Below are 17,069 nucleotides of genomic sequence, written 5' to 3' on the forward strand. Positions count from 1 at the left end.
GGACTCCATCCAGGCTTGTGACCTGAATCACACTTTTGGAACGCCTGACAGGGCGATCACGAATGTGCCAGGCGTATCACAGAAGGCCGGAACGACTCCGGCCCGGCCCGTCAGCCGGCGCGGTGCACCACCGCGTCGCACAGCTCGGTCAGCGCCGCCTTCGCGCCGCACTCCGGCAGCGGGGCCAAGGCCGAGCGGGCGTCCTCCGCGTAGCGGATCGTGTCACGCCGGGCCTGCTCCAGGGCCGGGTGGACACGGAGGCGGGCGAGGGCCTCCGCGTGACGGGCGTCGTCGGTGAGGTCCGAGTCCAGCAACTCGCACAGGGCGATGTCCTCGGGCAGGCCCAGGCGCTCCACACGCTCACGCAGGCGCAGGACCGGAAGGGTGGGGACACCCTCGCGCAGGTCCGTCCCGGGCGTCTTCCCGGACTCGTGCGAGTCGGAGGCGATGTCCAGCACGTCGTCGGCCAGCTGGAACGCCACGCCGAGCCGCTCGCCGTACTGGGTCAGCACGTCCACGACCGTCTCGTCGGCGCCCGACATCATCGCCCCGAACCGGCAGGCCACCGCCACCAGTGAGCCCGTCTTGCCGCCGAGGACGTCGAGGTAGTGCTCCACCGGGTCGCGGCCGTCCCGGGGGCCGGCCGTCTCCAGGATCTGACCGGTGACCAGCCGCTCGAAGGCCTCCGCCTGGATGCGGACCGCCTCCGGGCCGAGATCGGCCAGGATGTGCGACGCCCTCGCGAAGAGGAAGTCACCGGTGAGGACCGCGACGGAGTTGCCCCAGCGGCTGTTGGCGCTGTCCACGCCGCGCCGCACCTCGGCCTCGTCCATCACGTCGTCGTGGTACAGCGTCGCGAGATGGGTCAGTTCCACGACCACGGCCGAGGGCACGATCCCGGGTGCGTACGGATCGCCGAACTGCGCCGAGAGGGTCACGAGCAGCGGCCTGAAACGCTTCCCACCCGCATGGACGAGATGCTGCGCCGCCTTCGTGATGAAGGGCACCTCGCTCTTGGTGGCCTCGAGCAACCCCTCCTCGACAGCCGCCAATCCGGCCTGGACATCGGCTTCCAGAGCCTGGTCCCGCACGCTCAGCCCGAACGGCCCGACGACGGTCACGTGGGGTCTCCTGTCTGCTGACGTCTGCTGACGATCACACGGTTGGTCTCAAGGACGGTCACTTCGTCGATGACGTTGTCTGCCGACCCGACTCATCGAGTTTGTCGATCTGTCGTTGCCATCACTCAAGTCAGCGTATCCGGTCACGTTTCGATCACTGCGAGCGCCCACAGTTCCAGGCCGGGCGGTATCGGATCACGAGCGGTATGTTCGTGATCAGGCGATACGAACATCCATTCATCCACAAACCGGAAAAGCACCTCCCGCAGCAGGTACCGGCCCCTCATCTCCTCTCGTGTACCCCGGCGGACGCGTCCCATCGGACTCGACGACCCGGGTCGCGGGGCACCGGCCGCCGTCACCCGGGCGGGCGCAGACACGCGGGTGCCCTCCTCACGTCCCCGTAACCGCAACACGGACCGGTCCGCTGCGGACGTCGTCGAGGAGTTCGAGGCCATGCGCATGCACATCCGTACCTCCTTCCCTCACGAAACGACTCACGACGACTTCTGGATCCCACTCCGGGACGGCACCCGTCTGTATGCGCGCGCATGGCGACCGCGGACCGAGGAGCCCGTCCCCGCCCTGCTCGAGTACGTCCCCTGCCGGCTCACCGACTCGACGGCCGCCCGCGACTGGCAGCGGCACCCGTGGTACGCGGGCCACGGCTATGCCTCCGTGCGCGTGGACGCGCGCGGGCACGGCAACTCGGACGGCGCGCCGACCGCCGCGCATGCGGCGATCGCCCTGTCGGACGGGGTCGAGGTGCTCGACTGGCTGGCCGCACAGCCCTGGTGCGACGGCAGCGTGGGCCTGTTCGGCATCGGGCGGGGCGGCTTCACCTCGCTGCGGCTCGCCGCCCTCGCACCGGCCCCGCTCGGGGCGGTCGTCGCGGTCTGCCCCACCGACGACCGCCCCGGCAACGACGTGTACGACGTGGGTCGTTCCGTCCTGGCGGCGGGCCTGCCCGCCCGGTCGGCGGCACTGCTCGCCCTCGCGGCCCGTCCGCCCGACCCGGCGTACGTGGGCACGGTGTGGCGGGACGTCTGGACCCGGCGCCTTCAAGGGCTGGACCCGCTCGTGGACTCCTGGCCGGTACAGCCGGAGCGCGGGGAGGCCCGGCAGCCCGACGGCGCTCCCGCCGACCATGACGGGCTGCGGGCGCCGGTGCTCGCCGTGAGCGGCTGGTTCGACCCGTACCGGGACACCGTGCTCGGGATCCTGGAGCATCTCCCCGCCGATCGCGTCCGCGGCCTGATCGGGCCCTGGTCGCACCACTATCCGGACCACGGGCTGCCCGGACCGGCGATCGGCTTCCTCCAGGAGACGCTCCGCTGGTGGGACCACTGGCTCAAGGGCGAGGACACGGGGATCATGACGGAGCCGCTGCTGCGGGCCTACATCACGGATCCGCACCCCCCGGCGACGAGCTACGACGTACTGCCGGGCCGATGGGTCGGCGAGCCGTCCTGGCCGTCGCCGAACGTCAGCCGTGTCCCGTACGCGCTCCAGGGCGCTCCGGTGCTCGTACGGTCCCCGATGCACACCGGTCTCGACGCGGGCCGCTTCGTCCCGCGGGGGGACGACGCGGACCTGCCGCCCGACCAGCGCGAGGAGGACGCGAGATCGGCATGCTTCGAGTTCGCGGCGACCGAGGAGACCTGGGTGCTGGGGCGACCCCGGGTGCGGCTGCGGATCGCCTGCCCGGTGGAGCACGGCCAGGTGGCCGTCCGGCTGTGCGACGTGGCGCCCGACGGGTCGTCGACGCTGGTCACCCGGGGCACCCTCAATCTGTCGGCGCGCCGGGGTCCCGGTCGGGCGGTCCCCTGGATCCCCGGGGCGGCCGAGGACGTGGAGTTCGAACTGAGCGGCATCGGCCACGCCTTCGGTCCCGGCCACCGCATCCGCCTCGCCGTCTCCTCCGCGTACTGGCCCTGGCTGTGGCCGCAGCCGGAGTCGGCGGCCGGCTTCGCGCTGCACCCGACCGGCAGCGCGCTGGAACTTCCGGTTCGTGTACGGGAGTCGGGAGCGGGCATCACCTTCGAGGAGCCCGAGCAGTCCGCGCCGCTCGGCGTCAGCGCCGCAACCGTGCTCGACGAACCGCGTCCGGAGCGCCTGTCGGTGCGGGACATGGCCAAGGGCGAATGGCTCCTGGTGGTCGACCCGCGCCGCAACGGCACCCAGGTGTATCCGGACGGCTTCGAAGTGACCGAGGACGCGCTGGAGGCGTACACCGTCGAGGACGCGGATCCGTCGACCGCCCGCATCCGCTGCGACTGGTCGATCCGGCTGCACCGCCCGGAGCGGGGATGGGACGCGAGGGTGGAGGCCCACTCCGAGATCACCTGCACCGCCGCCGACTTCGTCACCTCGAACGAGATCGTCTGCAAGGACGGCTACGACATGGTGTTCCACCGGACATGGCAGAGGCGGATCCCTCGCACGACGGACTAGCCGTCGCTCGACATCGCTCCCCACATTCACCCTTTGTGTAGTGAAATGCCCGAATTGCCCAAGCGTGAGCTTCGGGCAAGCAGGCAGGGCAGGCATTTCCTTAAATCGGGACATATAGCGCAAAACAACCCGTCACCCCTTGAGGCGGTCAGGGTGAAATGGGTCACTTGCCCGCTGTTGTGACCCTTCGAGGCGCCTCCATCAACGGGCCATTCGCAACAAGCGAGTTGAGCCCGCTCCAGCAAAGTGGATCAAACCGCCTATTCCCGATCACCAGGGTCAATTCGGTCAGGAAGTGATTTCCAGGCTTGTTCCTGACATGTGCGTTCGCATACCTTCCATTCGACCCGAGCGGAACGCCGAATCCTGCCACCGCTCGAGAAGCCTTCGACCCCATAACGGCAGGAGCGGGGGACCCAGGTAGGCCGCCGAACCGGACATCGCACCGGAACGGCTCGGGGTAAAGCCGTGCCTCGGCAGCGAGGACACGGCCGGGCACCTCCCCGCCCGAACCCGACAGCTCACCTCGCAGGCGACGGAGAGGAATGCAACGTGTCCGCTTTCGCCCTGCCCACACGCCGTCGAAACCGCAACTCCAAGGCCTCCCGCCTCACCCGCACTCTCGCAGTCGCGGGTACCGGAGCAGCCGTTCTCGCCCTCCCCATCCTGGGTGCGACCTGCGCCTCCGCCGCCCCCTCGGCGGCTCCGGCCAAGGTCACCAGCGCTGCGTCCCGCGCCGGTTCCCTGGACAGCTGGATCCGCCAGTCCCTGGCGATCATGGCCGAGCGCGGAATCCCCGGCAGCTACAACGGCATCTACCGCAACGTGATGCGCGAGTCGTCCGGCAACCCGCGCGCCATCAACCTCTGGGACTCCAACGCCCGCAAGGGCATCCCGTCCAAGGGACTCCTGCAGGTCATCGACCCGACCTTCCGGACCTACCACGTGCCGGGTACCGCGTTCGACCCGTACGACCCGGTCGCGAACATCACGGCCGCGTGCAACTACGCCGCCCACCGCTACGGCTCGATCGACAACGTCTACAGCGCCTACTGAGATCGGCCTTCAGGGAACAGTCGCTCGAGGACGACGGCGATGCCGTCGTCCTCGTTCGACATCGTGATCTCGTCGGCTACCGCCTTCAGTTCGGGGTGGGCGTTGGCCATCGCGACGCCGTACGCCGCCCACTCGAACATCGGGATGTCGTTCGGCATGTCACCGAAGGCGACGGTGTCCGAAGGACTCAGGTCCAGGAAGCCGGCGGCCAGCGCGAGCCCCGTCGCCTTGGTGACGCCGCACGGCTGGAGTTCGACGGTGCCCGGCCCCGACATGGTGACCGTCGCCAGGGACCCCACGGCTCCCCGGGCCACCGTCGCCAACTCGTCGTCCGACAGGGCGTGATGACGCAGCAGCACCTTGCTGATGGGCGCGCACCACAGGTCGTCGCGGCGATCGACCCGCACCGCGGGAAGTGTGGGGTGCGGCATCAGATAGCCGGGCTCGATGAGTGTGAGCCCGTCCACTCCGTCCTGGTCGACGGCCGCGTACACCTGCCCCACCTCGGCCTCGATCTTGCCCAGCGCGGTCTCGGCCAACTCCCGGTCCAGGGTGACCGAGAACAGCAGCCGGTCCGCGCCGGCGTCGTACACCTGCGCGCCCTGTCCGCACACCGCGAGCCCCTTGCTGCCGAGGTCCTCGAGCAGCGGCCGCACCCTGGGCGCCGGGCGGCCCGTCACCACCAGGTGCTGGGCGCCGCCCGCGGCGGCCCGCCGCAGAGCGTCCCTTGACCGGTCGGAGAGCGTGTCGTCACCACGGAGCAGCGTTCCGTCCAGATCAGTGGCGATGAGTGAGTACGTGAGGGGTGCGGCCATGATCAGAGAATACGGATGGAAACGCACCCGCGGTTCAGCGTGAACCGGACCACGACCGGTATCCCGTGCACGGCGTGCCGCACTCAAAAGCCGCCCCGCACCACCGGCGTCCGGCATCTCCCCACGTGGGCCCGACTCCGGTGCGCCGGGCGGCACTTCGCCGAAGCGGGCCCTCGTGCCGCATGCGGTCCGGGCCGCGGTACACCGTCCGGATCGGCGGGGACGCGACGGTGTCGCGCCCCCGCACTCCGGTCAGGCGTGGGCCGCCGCCAGATGCTTCGCCAGCCGCGGGGACGCGAACTCCGTCCCGCACACGAAGCGCATCACCGGGCCGTACGAGGCCGCAGCCGGGAGGCCCGTGAAGTACAGGCCGGGGACGGAGGACACATATCCCGCGCCGAGCCTCGGAGCGCCCCGGCTCACCGCGAGCCGGGTGCGCAACTCGTGCCCCAGGAAGTCCATCGCGGCGATGTCCACGCGGTAGCCGGTGGCGGCGATGACATGGTCGGCGGTCAGTTCCTCCGTACCGCCCGCATGGGTCCGGACCGTCAGGGCCGGGCTGCCGTCGGACGCGGAAGCGCCGACGACGCCGGCGACCTCACACACCTCGACCTTGCCGTCGAAGCGGTCCTTCAACCACCAGGCGCCGAGCGGACCGAGAACGCGGCGGACCAGGTAGTGGCGGGTCGGTTCGGGCAGGAAGCGGTACGGGTGCGGGTAATAGGTCAGCGCCCACAGCGACCAGGCGCGGCCGAAGGGTGATTCGGGTCGCAGCCTGGGCTGGTTCCACGGAGGGGCGCCGAAGGCGACCCTGCCGTGACCGCGTGAGACCACACGCACCCGCGCACCAGCCTCCGCCGCCAGCGCCGCCGTTTCCAGCGCGGACTGCCCCGCCCCGATGACCGTCAGCTCCTTGCCGGAGAACCGGGTCAGATCGTGGTGCTGGGAACTGTGGGAGAACGGGCCCGTGGGCGTGGGCCCGTCCGCCGTGGCCCCCGCCAGCTCCGGCGGCAGATGCGCGAGCCCCGACAGGCCCGTCGCCACCACGACCGCCCGGGCGGCGAACGTCTCGCCCGAGTCGAGCTTCAACTCGAAGCCGCCGCCCGGCCGCCGGTCCACGGAGACCACCCGGACCTGCTCGAGTTCGGGCACCAGCTTCTCCTGGAACCACCGCCCGTACGCGATGAACGTCTCGACGGGGACGATGTCCTCGTCCGTCACCAGCCGTGGGATGCCGGCGGCGTCGCAGTAGTCGACCAGGTTGTGCCCGCGCTGGGGGGCGTCGAGGTTCGAGGCGGCCGGGGTGGACTTGAGGAGCATGCCCTCCGGCATGTGGTCGCGCCAGCTCACCATGGGGTCGCCGAAGACGCGTACCGGGATTCCGCGCGCCCGCAGATGGGCGGCGGTGGACAAACCGAACGGCCCGGCGCCGATGATTGCTACCGGTTGAATCACGAAGTCCCTCCCCAGGACGCTACGTGCCTACTTCGTGGTGGAGACGGCCGAGCGGGGCTAACCGCCCGGACTCGTGGTGCTGCCGCGGCGATGGGTCCGCCACAGCTGATACAGGTGCTTCGCGCCCGGCCGCACGAAGCGAGCGAGCATCGTGAAGAACGGCCGCACGTCGTCACGCGCCAGCCAGGCGAGCTCCGTACCGCTCGCACGGGCCGGTGCGTGCGGCGTCGTATAACCGCTGCGGCGGTACGCGAGCAGAGCGGGCAGGTCGATGTTCTCCACGATGTAGCGGTGACCGGCGCGCTGTTCCCCCTCCGGTACGGCGCGGCCGGTCAGGTCCAGGTGCATGGCGCGGACGACGTCCACCCCCGACTCGTTCTCGAAGAGCCGGAACTGCGCGCCCATGCGCGGGTTGAAGTCGAGCAGTTTGTACCGGCCGTCGCGGCGGTCGAAGCGCAGGTCGAGGTCGATGATGCCGGTGAAGCCGATCTGCTTGATGAAACGCGCGGCGAGGTCGGCGAGTTCGGGATTGTCGACGACGTACGCATTGGCCGTCATGCCCGCGTGCGGCGGCCACGAGCGGACCTTGACCCCGGTGAACAGGGCGAGCGGCGTCGAGTCCTGGTCGAAGTACGCGTGCACGATCCAGTCCTCGGCCTCCTCTCGCGGCAGGTATTCCTGGAGGATCACTCCGGGGTGCTCGCCCCAGTCGCGGGCGAGCGTCAGCAGGCCCTCACGGGTGGCGATCCTGGTCGTCCCGTTCACGGCGGGCTGCGAGCGGCGCACGAACGCCTCGCGGTTCTTGGCCACGAGCGGGAAGCGCGCCTTCTCGGCGAAGGCGACGATGTCGTCGTAGGACTGCGGGAAGGCGGCCGCGGGACTCGGGATGCCGTGTTCCACGCACAGTTCGTGCAGCCCCTGCTTGCTGGCCAGACGGCGCGGGAGTTTGGCATCCACCTTCGGGAAGAGGAAGGGGCCGCCCAGGACGTCCTGGTGCTCCGCGATCAGGACCGCGGCCTCCTCGTCGGTGGGGACGAGCACCGTCGGCCGGCCGATGCTGCGGCCGATCCGCAGCAGGCCCTCCACCAGCCGCTCGGGTTCCTCCGTGCCGGTGGTCGGCCACACGAAGGAACGCCGCAGATAGCGCGAGAGGGCGGCCGGTGTGTAGCGGTCCTCGGTGATCGCGTACATCGGTATGCCGAGCCGGCCCAGGCTGCGGATGGCACCCACCCCGCCGTGGTGCAGCGGATAGTCGCCGAACTTCACGATGAGCCCAGGTACGTCGCGGTCCGCGTCGAACGGCACGCCGGCGGTACTCCTGGCCACGGGTCCCCCCACGTGTCCCCCCTATGGACCGGACCCACCCCGTCCGTGTCCCCCAAAGGACGCTAAGCCGGAATTGGCCCCTCCGACAAGGCTTATCCGGACATTGCGAACTCTTTAGACATCGCCCGGACAGGCTTCTCACCCGTAACGTGTGCGGCGACCACATGGATCACACCCCCATGCACGGCACACCCTGAAGTGCACGAAAGCGAGGCAGCATCCGATGCCCCCCTTCGACGTTCCCGAGGGCGACCCCTTCGGCCCGCACAACCTTCCCTATGGCGTGTTCTCACCGTCCGGCTCCGACGAGCGGAGCGTCGGCGTCCGGCTGGGCGACCACGTGCTCGACGCGGGCGCGGCGGCGCACGCTCTCGGCTCCCCGTACGCCTCGCTGCTGGCCCGGCCGTCGCTGGGCCCGCTGCTGGCCGCCGGTCGTACCGCCTGGTCCGACGTGCGCCGGGCGCTGACCGCTTGGGTGACGGTGCCCGCGCACCGGGAGACCGTCGAGCCCCTTCTGCACCCGCTCTCCGAGGTGACGCTGCATCTGCCCTTCGAGGTCGCGGACTACGTCGACTTCTACTCCTCCGAGAACCACTCCCGTAACGTCGGGCAGATCTTCCGTCCGGACGCGGCGGACTCCCTGACCCCCAACTGGAAGCACCTGCCCATCGGTTACCACGGCCGGGCGGGGACGGTGGTGGTGTCGGGCACGGACGTCGTACGTCCGCGGGGCCAGCGCAAGGCCCCCACCGACCCGGCGCCGGTCTTCGGGCCCTCGGTCCGCCTGGACATCGAGGCCGAGGTGGGATTCGTGGTGGGCGTGCCCTCGCAGCTGGGCGAGTCCGTGCCGTTGTCGGCCTTCCGCGACCACGTGTTCGGGCTGTGCCTGCTCAACGACTGGTCGGCTCGGGACATCCAGGCATGGGAGTACGTGCCGCTCGGGCCGTTCCTCGGAAAGTCGTTCGCCACGTCCGTCTCGGCCTGGATCACCCCGCTGGACGCGCTGGAGGAGGCGCGGACGGCGCCGCCGGAGCGCACACACCCGCTGCTGCCGTACCTGGACGACGCACAGGAGGAACCGGCCGGCTACGACCTGCGCATCTCCGTCGCGATCAACGGCCATGTGGTCTCCGAGCCGCCCTTCTCCACGATGTACTGGACGGCGGCCCAGCAGCTGGCGCACATGACCGTGAACGGTGCCTCCCTGCGGACGGGCGACCTCTACGGCTCGGGCACCGTGAGCGGGCCGACGGAGGGTGAGCGGGGCTCGCTCCTCGAACTGACCTGGAACGGACGCGACCCGCTCGAGCTCCCGGACGGCAAGCGGGCGTTTCTGGAGGACGGGGACGTGGTGACGCTGACGGCCTGGGCGCCGGGACCGGACGGGACCCGGGTGGGGCTCGGGGAGGTCACCGGCCGGGTGGTACCGAGTCCCTGAACGAGCCTTTGAGTCACACCGGCCGCCCATGAGTCGCGGTGCTCCTCGTGGGCGGCCGGACCCGGGGGAACCGCTGCCTGCGTCGCGCTTCTAGGCCCAGTCCTCCGGCTCGGGCTCGTCCTCAGGCTCCGGCCACTCGGGATCCGGAGCCGCGTCCGGTACCGGGCCGCCGTCCCCGGCGCCTGAGCCGGGACCGGCGAGCACCGCGAGCACCCCCTCGCCGTACGTGACGAGTTTCTTCTCCCCCACCCCGCTGATCGTGCCGAGCTCCGCCACCGACTTCGGACGGACGGCGGCGATCTCGCGGAGCGTCGCGTCGTGGAAGATCACGTATGCCGGGACGCCCTGTTCCCTGGCCTGAGCGGCGCGCCAGGAACGCAGGGCCTCGAAGACGGGCAGCAGCTCCGGTGCCAGCTCGACCGCGGCCTTCGGGGACCGCTCCCCCTTCGATGCGGCGGACCGCGCGACCGTGGGCTTCGGCGGCTCCTTGCGCAGCGGCACCTCGCGCTCCCGCCCCAGCACCGCCCCGCTCGCCTCGGTCAGCACCAGCGTCCCGTACTCGCCCTCGACCGCGAGCAGGCTCTGCGCCAGCAACTGCCGGATCACGCCCCGCCATTCGCCCTCGGTCAGCTCCTCACCGATGCCGAACACCGACAACTGGTCGTGGTCGAACTGGATCACCTTCGCCGTGCGCCGCCCCAGCAGGATGTCGACGATCTGCAGCGCGCCGAACTTCTGGCGTCGCTCCCGGTCCAGCCGCCACACCGTGGACAGCACCTTCTGCGCCGCGACGGTCCCGTCCCAGGTCTCGGGCGGCGTCAGGCACGTGTCGCAGTTGCCGCAGCCGCCCGGCTCCGGATCCTGGCCGAAGTAGGAGAGCAGCCCGCCGCGGCGGCACTCGGCCGTCTCGCACAGTGCCAGCATCGCGTCCAGGTGCGCCTGGGCCCGGCGGCGGAACGCCTCGTCGCCCTCACCGGACTGGATCAGCTTGCGCTGCTGTACGACGTCGTTCAGCCCGTAGGCCATCCAGGCCGTCGACGGCAGTCCGTCGCGACCCGCCCGGCCAGTCTCCTGGTAGTAGCCCTCGATCGACTTCGGCAGGTCCAGATGGGCGACGAACCGCACGTCCGGCTTGTCGATGCCCATCCCGAACGCGATCGTCGCGACCACCACCAGGCCGTCCTCGCGGAGGAAACGGGCCTGGTGCGCCGCGCGGGTGCCCGCGTCCAGGCCCGCGTGGTACGGCACCGCCTCGACGCCGTTGCGGGTCAGGAACTCCGCGGTCTTCTCCACCGAGTTCCGCGAGAGGCAGTACACGATGCCCGCGTCACCCGGGTGCTCCTCACGCAGGAACGCCAGCAGCTGCTTCCTGGGGTCGGCCTTGGGGACGATCCGGTACTGGATGTTGGGCCGGTCGAAGCTCGCCACGAAGTGGCGGGCCCCGGGCATGTCCAGCCGCTGGGTGATCTCCTGGTGGGTGGAGTGCGTCGCGGTCGCCGTGAGAGCGATGCGCGGGACGTCCGGCCAGCGCTCGCCGAGCACGGACAACGCGAGGTAGTCGGGCCGGAAGTCGTGGCCCCACTGGGACACGCAGTGCGCCTCGTCGATCGCGAACACCGAGATCTTGCCGCGCGAGAGCAGATCGAGGCTGGACTCCAGACGCAGCCGCTCCGGCGCCAGGTAGAGCAGGTCGAGCTCACCGGCCAGGAACTCCGCCTCCACCACACGCCGCTCGTCGAAGTCCTGGGTGGAGTTGACGAAGCCGGCACGCACACCCAGCGCCCGCAGCGCGTCCACCTGGTCCTGCATCAGCGCGATCAGCGGGGACACCACCACGCCCGTACCCGGTCTGACCAGGGCCGGGATCTGGTAGCACAGCGACTTGCCGCCGCCGGTCGGCATGAGCACAACGGCGTCACCGCCGGCCACCACATGCTCGATGATCACTCCCTGATCACCGCGGAAGGTCTCGTAGCCGAAGACCCGGTGCAGCGCGGCCTGCGCCTCGCTTCCGCCACCCGGCGCCGGAATCACGCCCGCCTCGGTCATCACACCTGTCCCGTCCATCGCCCGTCCCCCGTGCGTCGTCCCTCGACCACGACGTCCACCATAGGGGGCCGCGCCGACAGGCTCCGGAGTTGTCCACAGGTTCCCCGTCCACCCGGGTCGACGGCTCCTTGATCGTTCACTGGGGACGCAGCGGCCCGGCCGTCACAGCACGACGACCCGGCACCCCCCGAGCGGGCACCGGGCCGTCCTGTGCGGCGGGGCTCGTCAGCGGACGAACACGCCCGCCTGGTTCGCCAGATCCAGGAAGTACTGGGGCGCCACACCCAGGACCAGCGTGACCGCCACGCCCACCGCGATCGCCGTCGTCGTCAGCGCCGAGGGCACCGCAACGGTCGGGCCCTCGGGATGCGGCTCGCTGAAGAACATCAGCACGATCACACGGATGTAGAAGAACGCGGCGATCGCCGACGAGATCACGCCGATCACCACGAGCGGCATCGCCCCGCCCTCGGCCGCCGCCTTGAACACGGCGAACTTCCCCGCGAACCCTGAGGTCAGCGGGATGCCCGCGAAGGCCAGCAGGAACACCGCGAACACGGCCGCGACCAGCGGCGACCTGCGCCCGAGCCCCGCCCACTTGGACAGGTGCGTCGCCTCGCCGCCCGCGTCGCGGACGAGCGTCACGACGGCGAAGGCGCCGATCGTCACGAACGAGTACGCGGCCAGGTAGAAGAGAACCGAGGACACTCCGTCCCGTGACGTCGCGATGACACCGGCGAGGATGAAGCCCGCATGCGCGATGGACGAGTAGGCCAGCAGCCGCTTGATGTCGGTCTGCGTGATCGCGACGATCGCACCGCCCAGCATGGTGACGATCGCGACCGCCCACATCACCGGCCGCCAGTCCCAGCGCATGCCCGGCAGGACCACGTACAGCAGCCGCAGCAGGGCGCCGAACGCCGCCACCTTGGTCGCCGCGGCCATGAAGCCGGTCACCGGGGTGGGCGCGCCCTGGTACACGTCCGGCGTCCACATGTGGAACGGAACCGCGCCCACCTTGAACAGCAGCCCCATCACGACCATCGCGGCGCCGATCAGCAGCAGGGCGTCGTTGCCCATGGTGCCCGCGAGTGCCGGGTCGACATTGGTGACCGTGCCGTCGACGACCTGCGCGATCCTCGCGTAGGACACCGAGCCCGCGTACCCGTAGAGCAGTGCGATGCCGAACAGGGTGAACGCGGAGGCGAAGGCCCCGAGCAGGAAGTACTTGACCGCGGCCTCCTGTGACATCAGCCGCTTGCGGCGGGCCAGGGCGCACAGCAGGTACAGCGGCAGCGAGAAGACCTCCAGGGCGACGAACAGCGTCAGCAGGTCGTTCGCCGAGGGGAAGACGAGCATGCCGCTGACCGCGAACAGCAGCAGCGGGAACGCCTCCGTCGTGGTGAACCCCGCCTTCACGGCGGCCTTTTCGCTGTCGCTGCCCGGCACGGAGGCCGCCTGCGCGGCGAAGGAGTCGACCCTGTTGCCGTGCGCCAGCGGGTCCAGATGCCGTTCGGCGAAGGTGAACACCCCGAGCAGGCCGGCCAGCAGGATCGTCCCCTGAAGGAAGAGGGACGGCCCGTCGACCGCGATCGCGCCCATGGCCGCGATGTGTGCCTTCGTGGTGCCGTAGCCACCGGCCGCGAGCGCCACCACCGCGGCGAACGCGGCGGCGAGCGTGACGGCCGAGAGGAACGCCTGCGCGTAGTAGCGGGACTTGCGCGGGACGAACGCCTCGATCAGCACACCGATGAGCGCTCCACCGATGACGATCAGGGTCGGGGACAACTGTCCGTATTCGATCTTCGGCGTCTCGATCTTCGAGATCGGATCGGCCGCGGTTGTCCACAGGCTGTGGACGGCTGCTGCGCTCACTTGGCCGCCTCCACCTCGGGCTTGGGATCGGTCTGGTGTACGTCGGACATGGTCTGCTTGACCGCCGGGTTCACGATGTCGGCGACCGGCTTCGGGTAGACACCCAGGAAGATCAACAGCACGATCAGCGGGGCGACCACCAGGACCTCACGCACGCGCAGGTCCGGCATCTCGGCGACCTCCGGCTTCACCGGGCCCGTCATCGTCCGCTGGTAGAGGACGAGGGTGTAGAGCGCGGCGAGCACGATGCCGAAGGTGGCGATGATGCCGATCACCGGATGGCGGCTGAAGGTGCCGACCAGGACCAGGAACTCACTGACGAACGGTGCGAGTCCGGGCAGGGACAGCGTCGCCAGACCACCGATCAGGAAGGTGCCGGCGAGCACGGGGGCCACCTTCTGCACGCCTCCGTAGTCCGCGATCAGGCGCGAGCCGCGACGCGAGATCAGGAAGCCCGCCACCAGCATCAGGGCGGCGGTCGAGATCCCGTGGTTGACCATGTAGAGGGTCGCGCCCGACTGGCCCTGGCTGGTCATCGCGAAGATGCCCATGATGATGAAGCCGAAGTGCGAGATGGACGCGTAGGCCACCAGCCGCTTGATGTCACGCTGGCCGACGGCGAGCAGAGCGCCGTAGACGATGCTGATGAGCGCCAGGACGAGGATGACGGGCGTCGCCCACTTGCTGGCCTCCGGGAACAGCTGGAGGCAGAAGCGGAGCATCGCGAAGGTGCCCACCTTGTCGACGACCGCCGTGATCAGCACGGCGACCGGGGCGGTGGCCTCCCCCATCGCGTTGGGCAGCCAGGTGTGCACCGGCCACAGCGGCGCCTTCACCGCGAAGGCGAAGAAGAAGCCGAGGAACAGCCAGCGCTCGGTGCTCGTCGCCATGTGGAGCGAGCCGTTGGCCCGGGCCTGCACGATCTCCTGCAGTGAGAAGGTCCCCGCCTGCGCATAGAGGCCGATCACGGCGGCCAGCATGATCAGACCGCCGACCAGGTTGTACAGAAGGAACTTCACGGCGGCGTACGACCGCTGGGTGGACGCCACCTTCTCGCCGTGCTCGTGGGCACGGTCCCCGAAGCCGCCGATGAGGAAGTACATCGGGATGAGCATGGCTTCGAAGAAGATGTAGAAGAGGAAGACGTCGGTGGCCTCGAAGGAGAGGATCACCATCGCCTCGACCGCCAGGATCAGGGCGAAGAAGCCCTGAGTCGGCCGCCAGCGGCGACTGCCGGTCTCCAGCGTGTCGGCGTCGTGCCAGCCCGCCAGGATCACGAACGGGATCAGCAGGGCGGTCAGCGCGAGGAGCGCCACCGCGATGCCGTCCACGCCGAGTTCGTACCGCACCCCGAAGTCCTTGATCCAGGCGTGGGACTCGGTGAGCTGGTAACGGGAGCCGCCCGGTTCGAAGCGCACCACGACCAGGGCGGCGAGCACGAGCGTGGCGAGCGAGACGACGAGCGCCAGCCACTTCGCGGCGGTGCGCTGCGCGGCCGGTACCGCGGCCGTGGCGATCGCCCCCGCGGCCGGGAGCACCACCGTCGCTGTCAGGAGAGGAAAGGACATCGCTATCAGACCGCCCTCATCAGCAGGGTCAGGGCGACGAGCACCGCCGCACCGCCGAACATCGAGACCGCGTACGACCGTGCGTAGCCGTTCTGCAGTCGGCGCAACCGACCGGACAGGCCGCCCACGGAGGCCGCTGTGCCGTTGACGACGCCGTCGACCACCGTGTGGTCCATGTACACCAGGGAACGCGTGAGGTGCTCACCGCCGCGGACGAGGACGACGTGGTTGAAGTCGTCCTGGAGCAGGTCGCGCCGGGCGGCCCGGGTGAGCAGCGAACCGCGCGGGGCGGCGACCGGGACGGGACGGCGGCCGTACTGGACGTAGGCGATGCCGGCGCCCACGAGCAGCACCACCAGGGTCGCCCCCGTGACCACTGCGGCACTGACGGGCGGGTGGCCCTCCTGGTGTCCGGTGACGGGCTCCAGCCAGTGCAGGAAGCGGTCCCCGAAGGAGAAGATCCCGCCCGCGAAGACCGACCCGAAGGCCAGCACGATCATCGGGATCGTCATGGACCTGGGCGACTCGTGCGGATGCGGCTCGTGGCCGTGCTCGTCCGGCTGCCAGCGCTTCTCACCGAAGAAGGTCATGATCATCACGCGTGTCATGTAGTACGCGGTGATGGCCGCGCCCAGCAGGGCCGCGCCACCGAGGATCCAGCCCTCGGCACCGCCCTTGGCGAAGGCCGCCTCAATGATCTTGTCCTTGGAGAAGAAGCCGGAAAGGCCGGGGAAGCCGATGATGGCGAGGTAGCCGAGGCCGAAGGTGACGAACGTGACCGGCATGTACTTCCGCAGGCCGCCGTACTTGCGCATGTCGACCTCGTCGTTCATGCCGTGCATGACCGAACCGGCGCCGAGGAACAGCCCGGCCTTGAAGAAGCCGTGCGTCACCAGGTGCATGATCGCGAAGACGTAACCGATCGGGCCGAGGCCCGCGGCGAGCACCATGTAACCGATCTGCGACATGGTCGAGCCGGCCAGCGCCTTCTTGATGTCGTCCTTCGCACAACCGACGATCGCACCGAAGAGGAGCGTGACGGCACCGACCACGGTGACGACCAGTTGGGCGTCGGGCGCTGCGTTGAAGACGGCGCCGGAGCGGACGATCAGATACACGCCCGCGGTCACCATCGTGGCGGCGTGGATGAGGGCGGAGACCGGGGTCGGGCCCTCCATCGCGTCCCCGAGCCAGGACTGCAGCGGCACCTGCGCCGACTTTCCGCACGCGGCGAGCAGCAGCATCAGGGCGATGGCGGTGAGCTTGCCCTCGCCGGCCCCGCTCACGTCCGCGAAGACCGGCCCGAAGGCGAAGGTCCCGAAGGTCGTGAACATCAGCATGATGGCGATCGACAGGCCCATGTCGCCGACGCGGTTGACGAGGAACGCCTTCTTCGCGGCGGTCGCCGCGCTGGGCTTGTGCTGCCAGAAGCCGATCAGCAGGTACGAGGCGAGACCGACGCCCTCCCAGCCGACGTACAGCAGCAGGTAGTTGTCGGCAAGGACGAGCAGCAGCATCGCTGCGAGGAACAGGTTCAGATAGCCGAAGAAGCGGCGCCGGCGCTCGTCGTGCTCCATGTACCCGACCGAGTACAGATGGATGAGCGAGCCGACACCGGTGATCAGCAGGACGAACGTCATCGACAGCTGGTCGAGCCGGAAGGTGACGTCTGCCTGGAAGCCGGACACCGGGATCCAGCTGAACAGGTGCTGCGTCACGGTCCGGTGGTCGGCGGCCTTCCCCAGCATGTCGGCGAAGAGGAGGGCGCCGAACACGAAGGAGAGGCCCGCGAGCAGCGTGCCGATCCAGTGGCCGACCGCGTCCAGCCTTCTGCCGCCGCACAGCAGGACGGCCGCTCCGAGCAGAGGCGCCGCGATCAGCAGCGCAATCAGGTTCTCCACGATTCAGCGAC

The 17,069-nt window shown here is 69.9% G+C and carries 11 protein-coding genes and 1 riboswitch; of the genes, 3 read left to right on the plus strand and 8 right to left on the minus strand.

What is annotated here, in order from left to right:
- Positions 1-110: 110 nt before the first annotated feature.
- Positions 111-1,121, minus strand: coding sequence for a polyprenyl synthetase family protein (locus ACSHXN_RS18260; protein WP_355136918.1), 1,011 nt, complete (start codon positions 1,119-1,121; stop codon positions 111-113).
- A 462-nt stretch (positions 1,122-1,583) separates the two neighbouring features.
- On the opposite strand from ACSHXN_RS18260, the gene ACSHXN_RS18265 reads away from it, so the two are divergent.
- On the plus strand, positions 1,584-3,575 hold the full coding sequence (locus ACSHXN_RS18265) for a CocE/NonD family hydrolase (protein WP_438306477.1): 1,992 nt from the start codon (positions 1,584-1,586) through the stop codon (positions 3,573-3,575).
- Between the two features lie 350 nt (positions 3,576-3,925).
- A riboswitch (cyclic di-AMP (ydaO/yuaA leader) is annotated at positions 3,926-4,125 on the plus strand.
- A 2-nt stretch (positions 4,126-4,127) separates the two neighbouring features.
- A complete protein-coding gene (locus tag ACSHXN_RS18270) occupies positions 4,128-4,631 on the plus strand; it encodes a transglycosylase SLT domain-containing protein (RefSeq protein ID WP_355136920.1) in 504 nt (167 codons plus the stop codon).
- On the opposite strand, the gene ACSHXN_RS18275 is transcribed toward ACSHXN_RS18270, so the two are convergent.
- The 3 genes from ACSHXN_RS18275 to ACSHXN_RS18285 all read right to left on the minus strand — a co-directional run bounded on the left by ACSHXN_RS18275 (position 4,625) and on the right by ACSHXN_RS18285 (position 8,206).
- Positions 4,625-5,446 carry an HAD family hydrolase gene (locus tag ACSHXN_RS18275; protein WP_355136922.1) on the minus strand — a complete coding sequence of 274 codons (822 nt, stop codon included), beginning with the start codon at positions 5,444-5,446 and terminating at the stop codon, positions 4,625-4,627. The genes ACSHXN_RS18270 and ACSHXN_RS18275 overlap by 7 nt on opposite strands.
- A 252-nt stretch (positions 5,447-5,698) precedes the next feature.
- Entirely contained in the window at positions 5,699-6,901 is a 1,203-nt protein-coding gene (locus ACSHXN_RS18280; protein ID WP_356114320.1) for an FAD-dependent oxidoreductase, read from the minus strand.
- 57 nt (positions 6,902-6,958) lie between these two features.
- Positions 6,959-8,206 carry a carboxylate--amine ligase gene (locus ACSHXN_RS18285; protein ID WP_438306478.1) on the minus strand — a complete coding sequence of 416 codons (1,248 nt, stop codon included), beginning with the start codon at positions 8,204-8,206 and terminating at the stop codon, positions 6,959-6,961.
- Positions 8,207-8,450: 244 nt separating this feature from the next.
- On the opposite strand from ACSHXN_RS18285, the gene fahA reads away from it, so the two are divergent.
- The gene (fahA, locus tag ACSHXN_RS18290; protein ID WP_356294376.1) at positions 8,451-9,665 is read left to right on the plus strand and encodes a fumarylacetoacetase; all 1,215 of its coding nucleotides are present in this window, start codon (positions 8,451-8,453) and stop codon (positions 9,663-9,665) included.
- Positions 9,666-9,755: 90 nt separating this feature from the next.
- On the opposite strand, the gene recQ is transcribed toward fahA, so the two are convergent.
- The 4 genes from recQ to nuoL form a co-directional block, all read right to left on the minus strand.
- On the minus strand, positions 9,756-11,732 hold the full coding sequence (gene recQ, locus ACSHXN_RS18295) for a DNA helicase RecQ (protein WP_438303372.1): 1,977 nt from the start codon (positions 11,730-11,732) through the stop codon (positions 9,756-9,758).
- A 207-nt stretch (positions 11,733-11,939) separates the two neighbouring features.
- Positions 11,940-13,589 carry an NADH-quinone oxidoreductase subunit NuoN gene (gene nuoN / locus ACSHXN_RS18300; RefSeq protein WP_355136932.1) on the minus strand — a complete coding sequence of 550 codons (1,650 nt, stop codon included), beginning with the start codon at positions 13,587-13,589 and terminating at the stop codon, positions 11,940-11,942.
- On the minus strand, positions 13,586-15,157 hold the full coding sequence (locus ACSHXN_RS18305) for an NADH-quinone oxidoreductase subunit M (RefSeq protein WP_355801635.1): 1,572 nt from the start codon (positions 15,155-15,157) through the stop codon (positions 13,586-13,588). Before ACSHXN_RS18305 ends, nuoN begins: the two co-directional genes overlap by 4 nt.
- Positions 15,158-15,162: 5 nt before the next feature.
- On the minus strand, positions 15,163-17,058 hold the full coding sequence (gene nuoL / locus ACSHXN_RS18310; protein ID WP_355136936.1) for an NADH-quinone oxidoreductase subunit L: 1,896 nt from the start codon (positions 17,056-17,058) through the stop codon (positions 15,163-15,165).
- Positions 17,059-17,069 lie beyond the last annotated feature (11 nt).

It is taken from the genome of Streptomyces sp. HUAS TT11, from assembly GCF_051553595.1.
Lineage (GTDB): Bacteria > Actinomycetota > Actinomycetes > Streptomycetales > Streptomycetaceae > Streptomyces.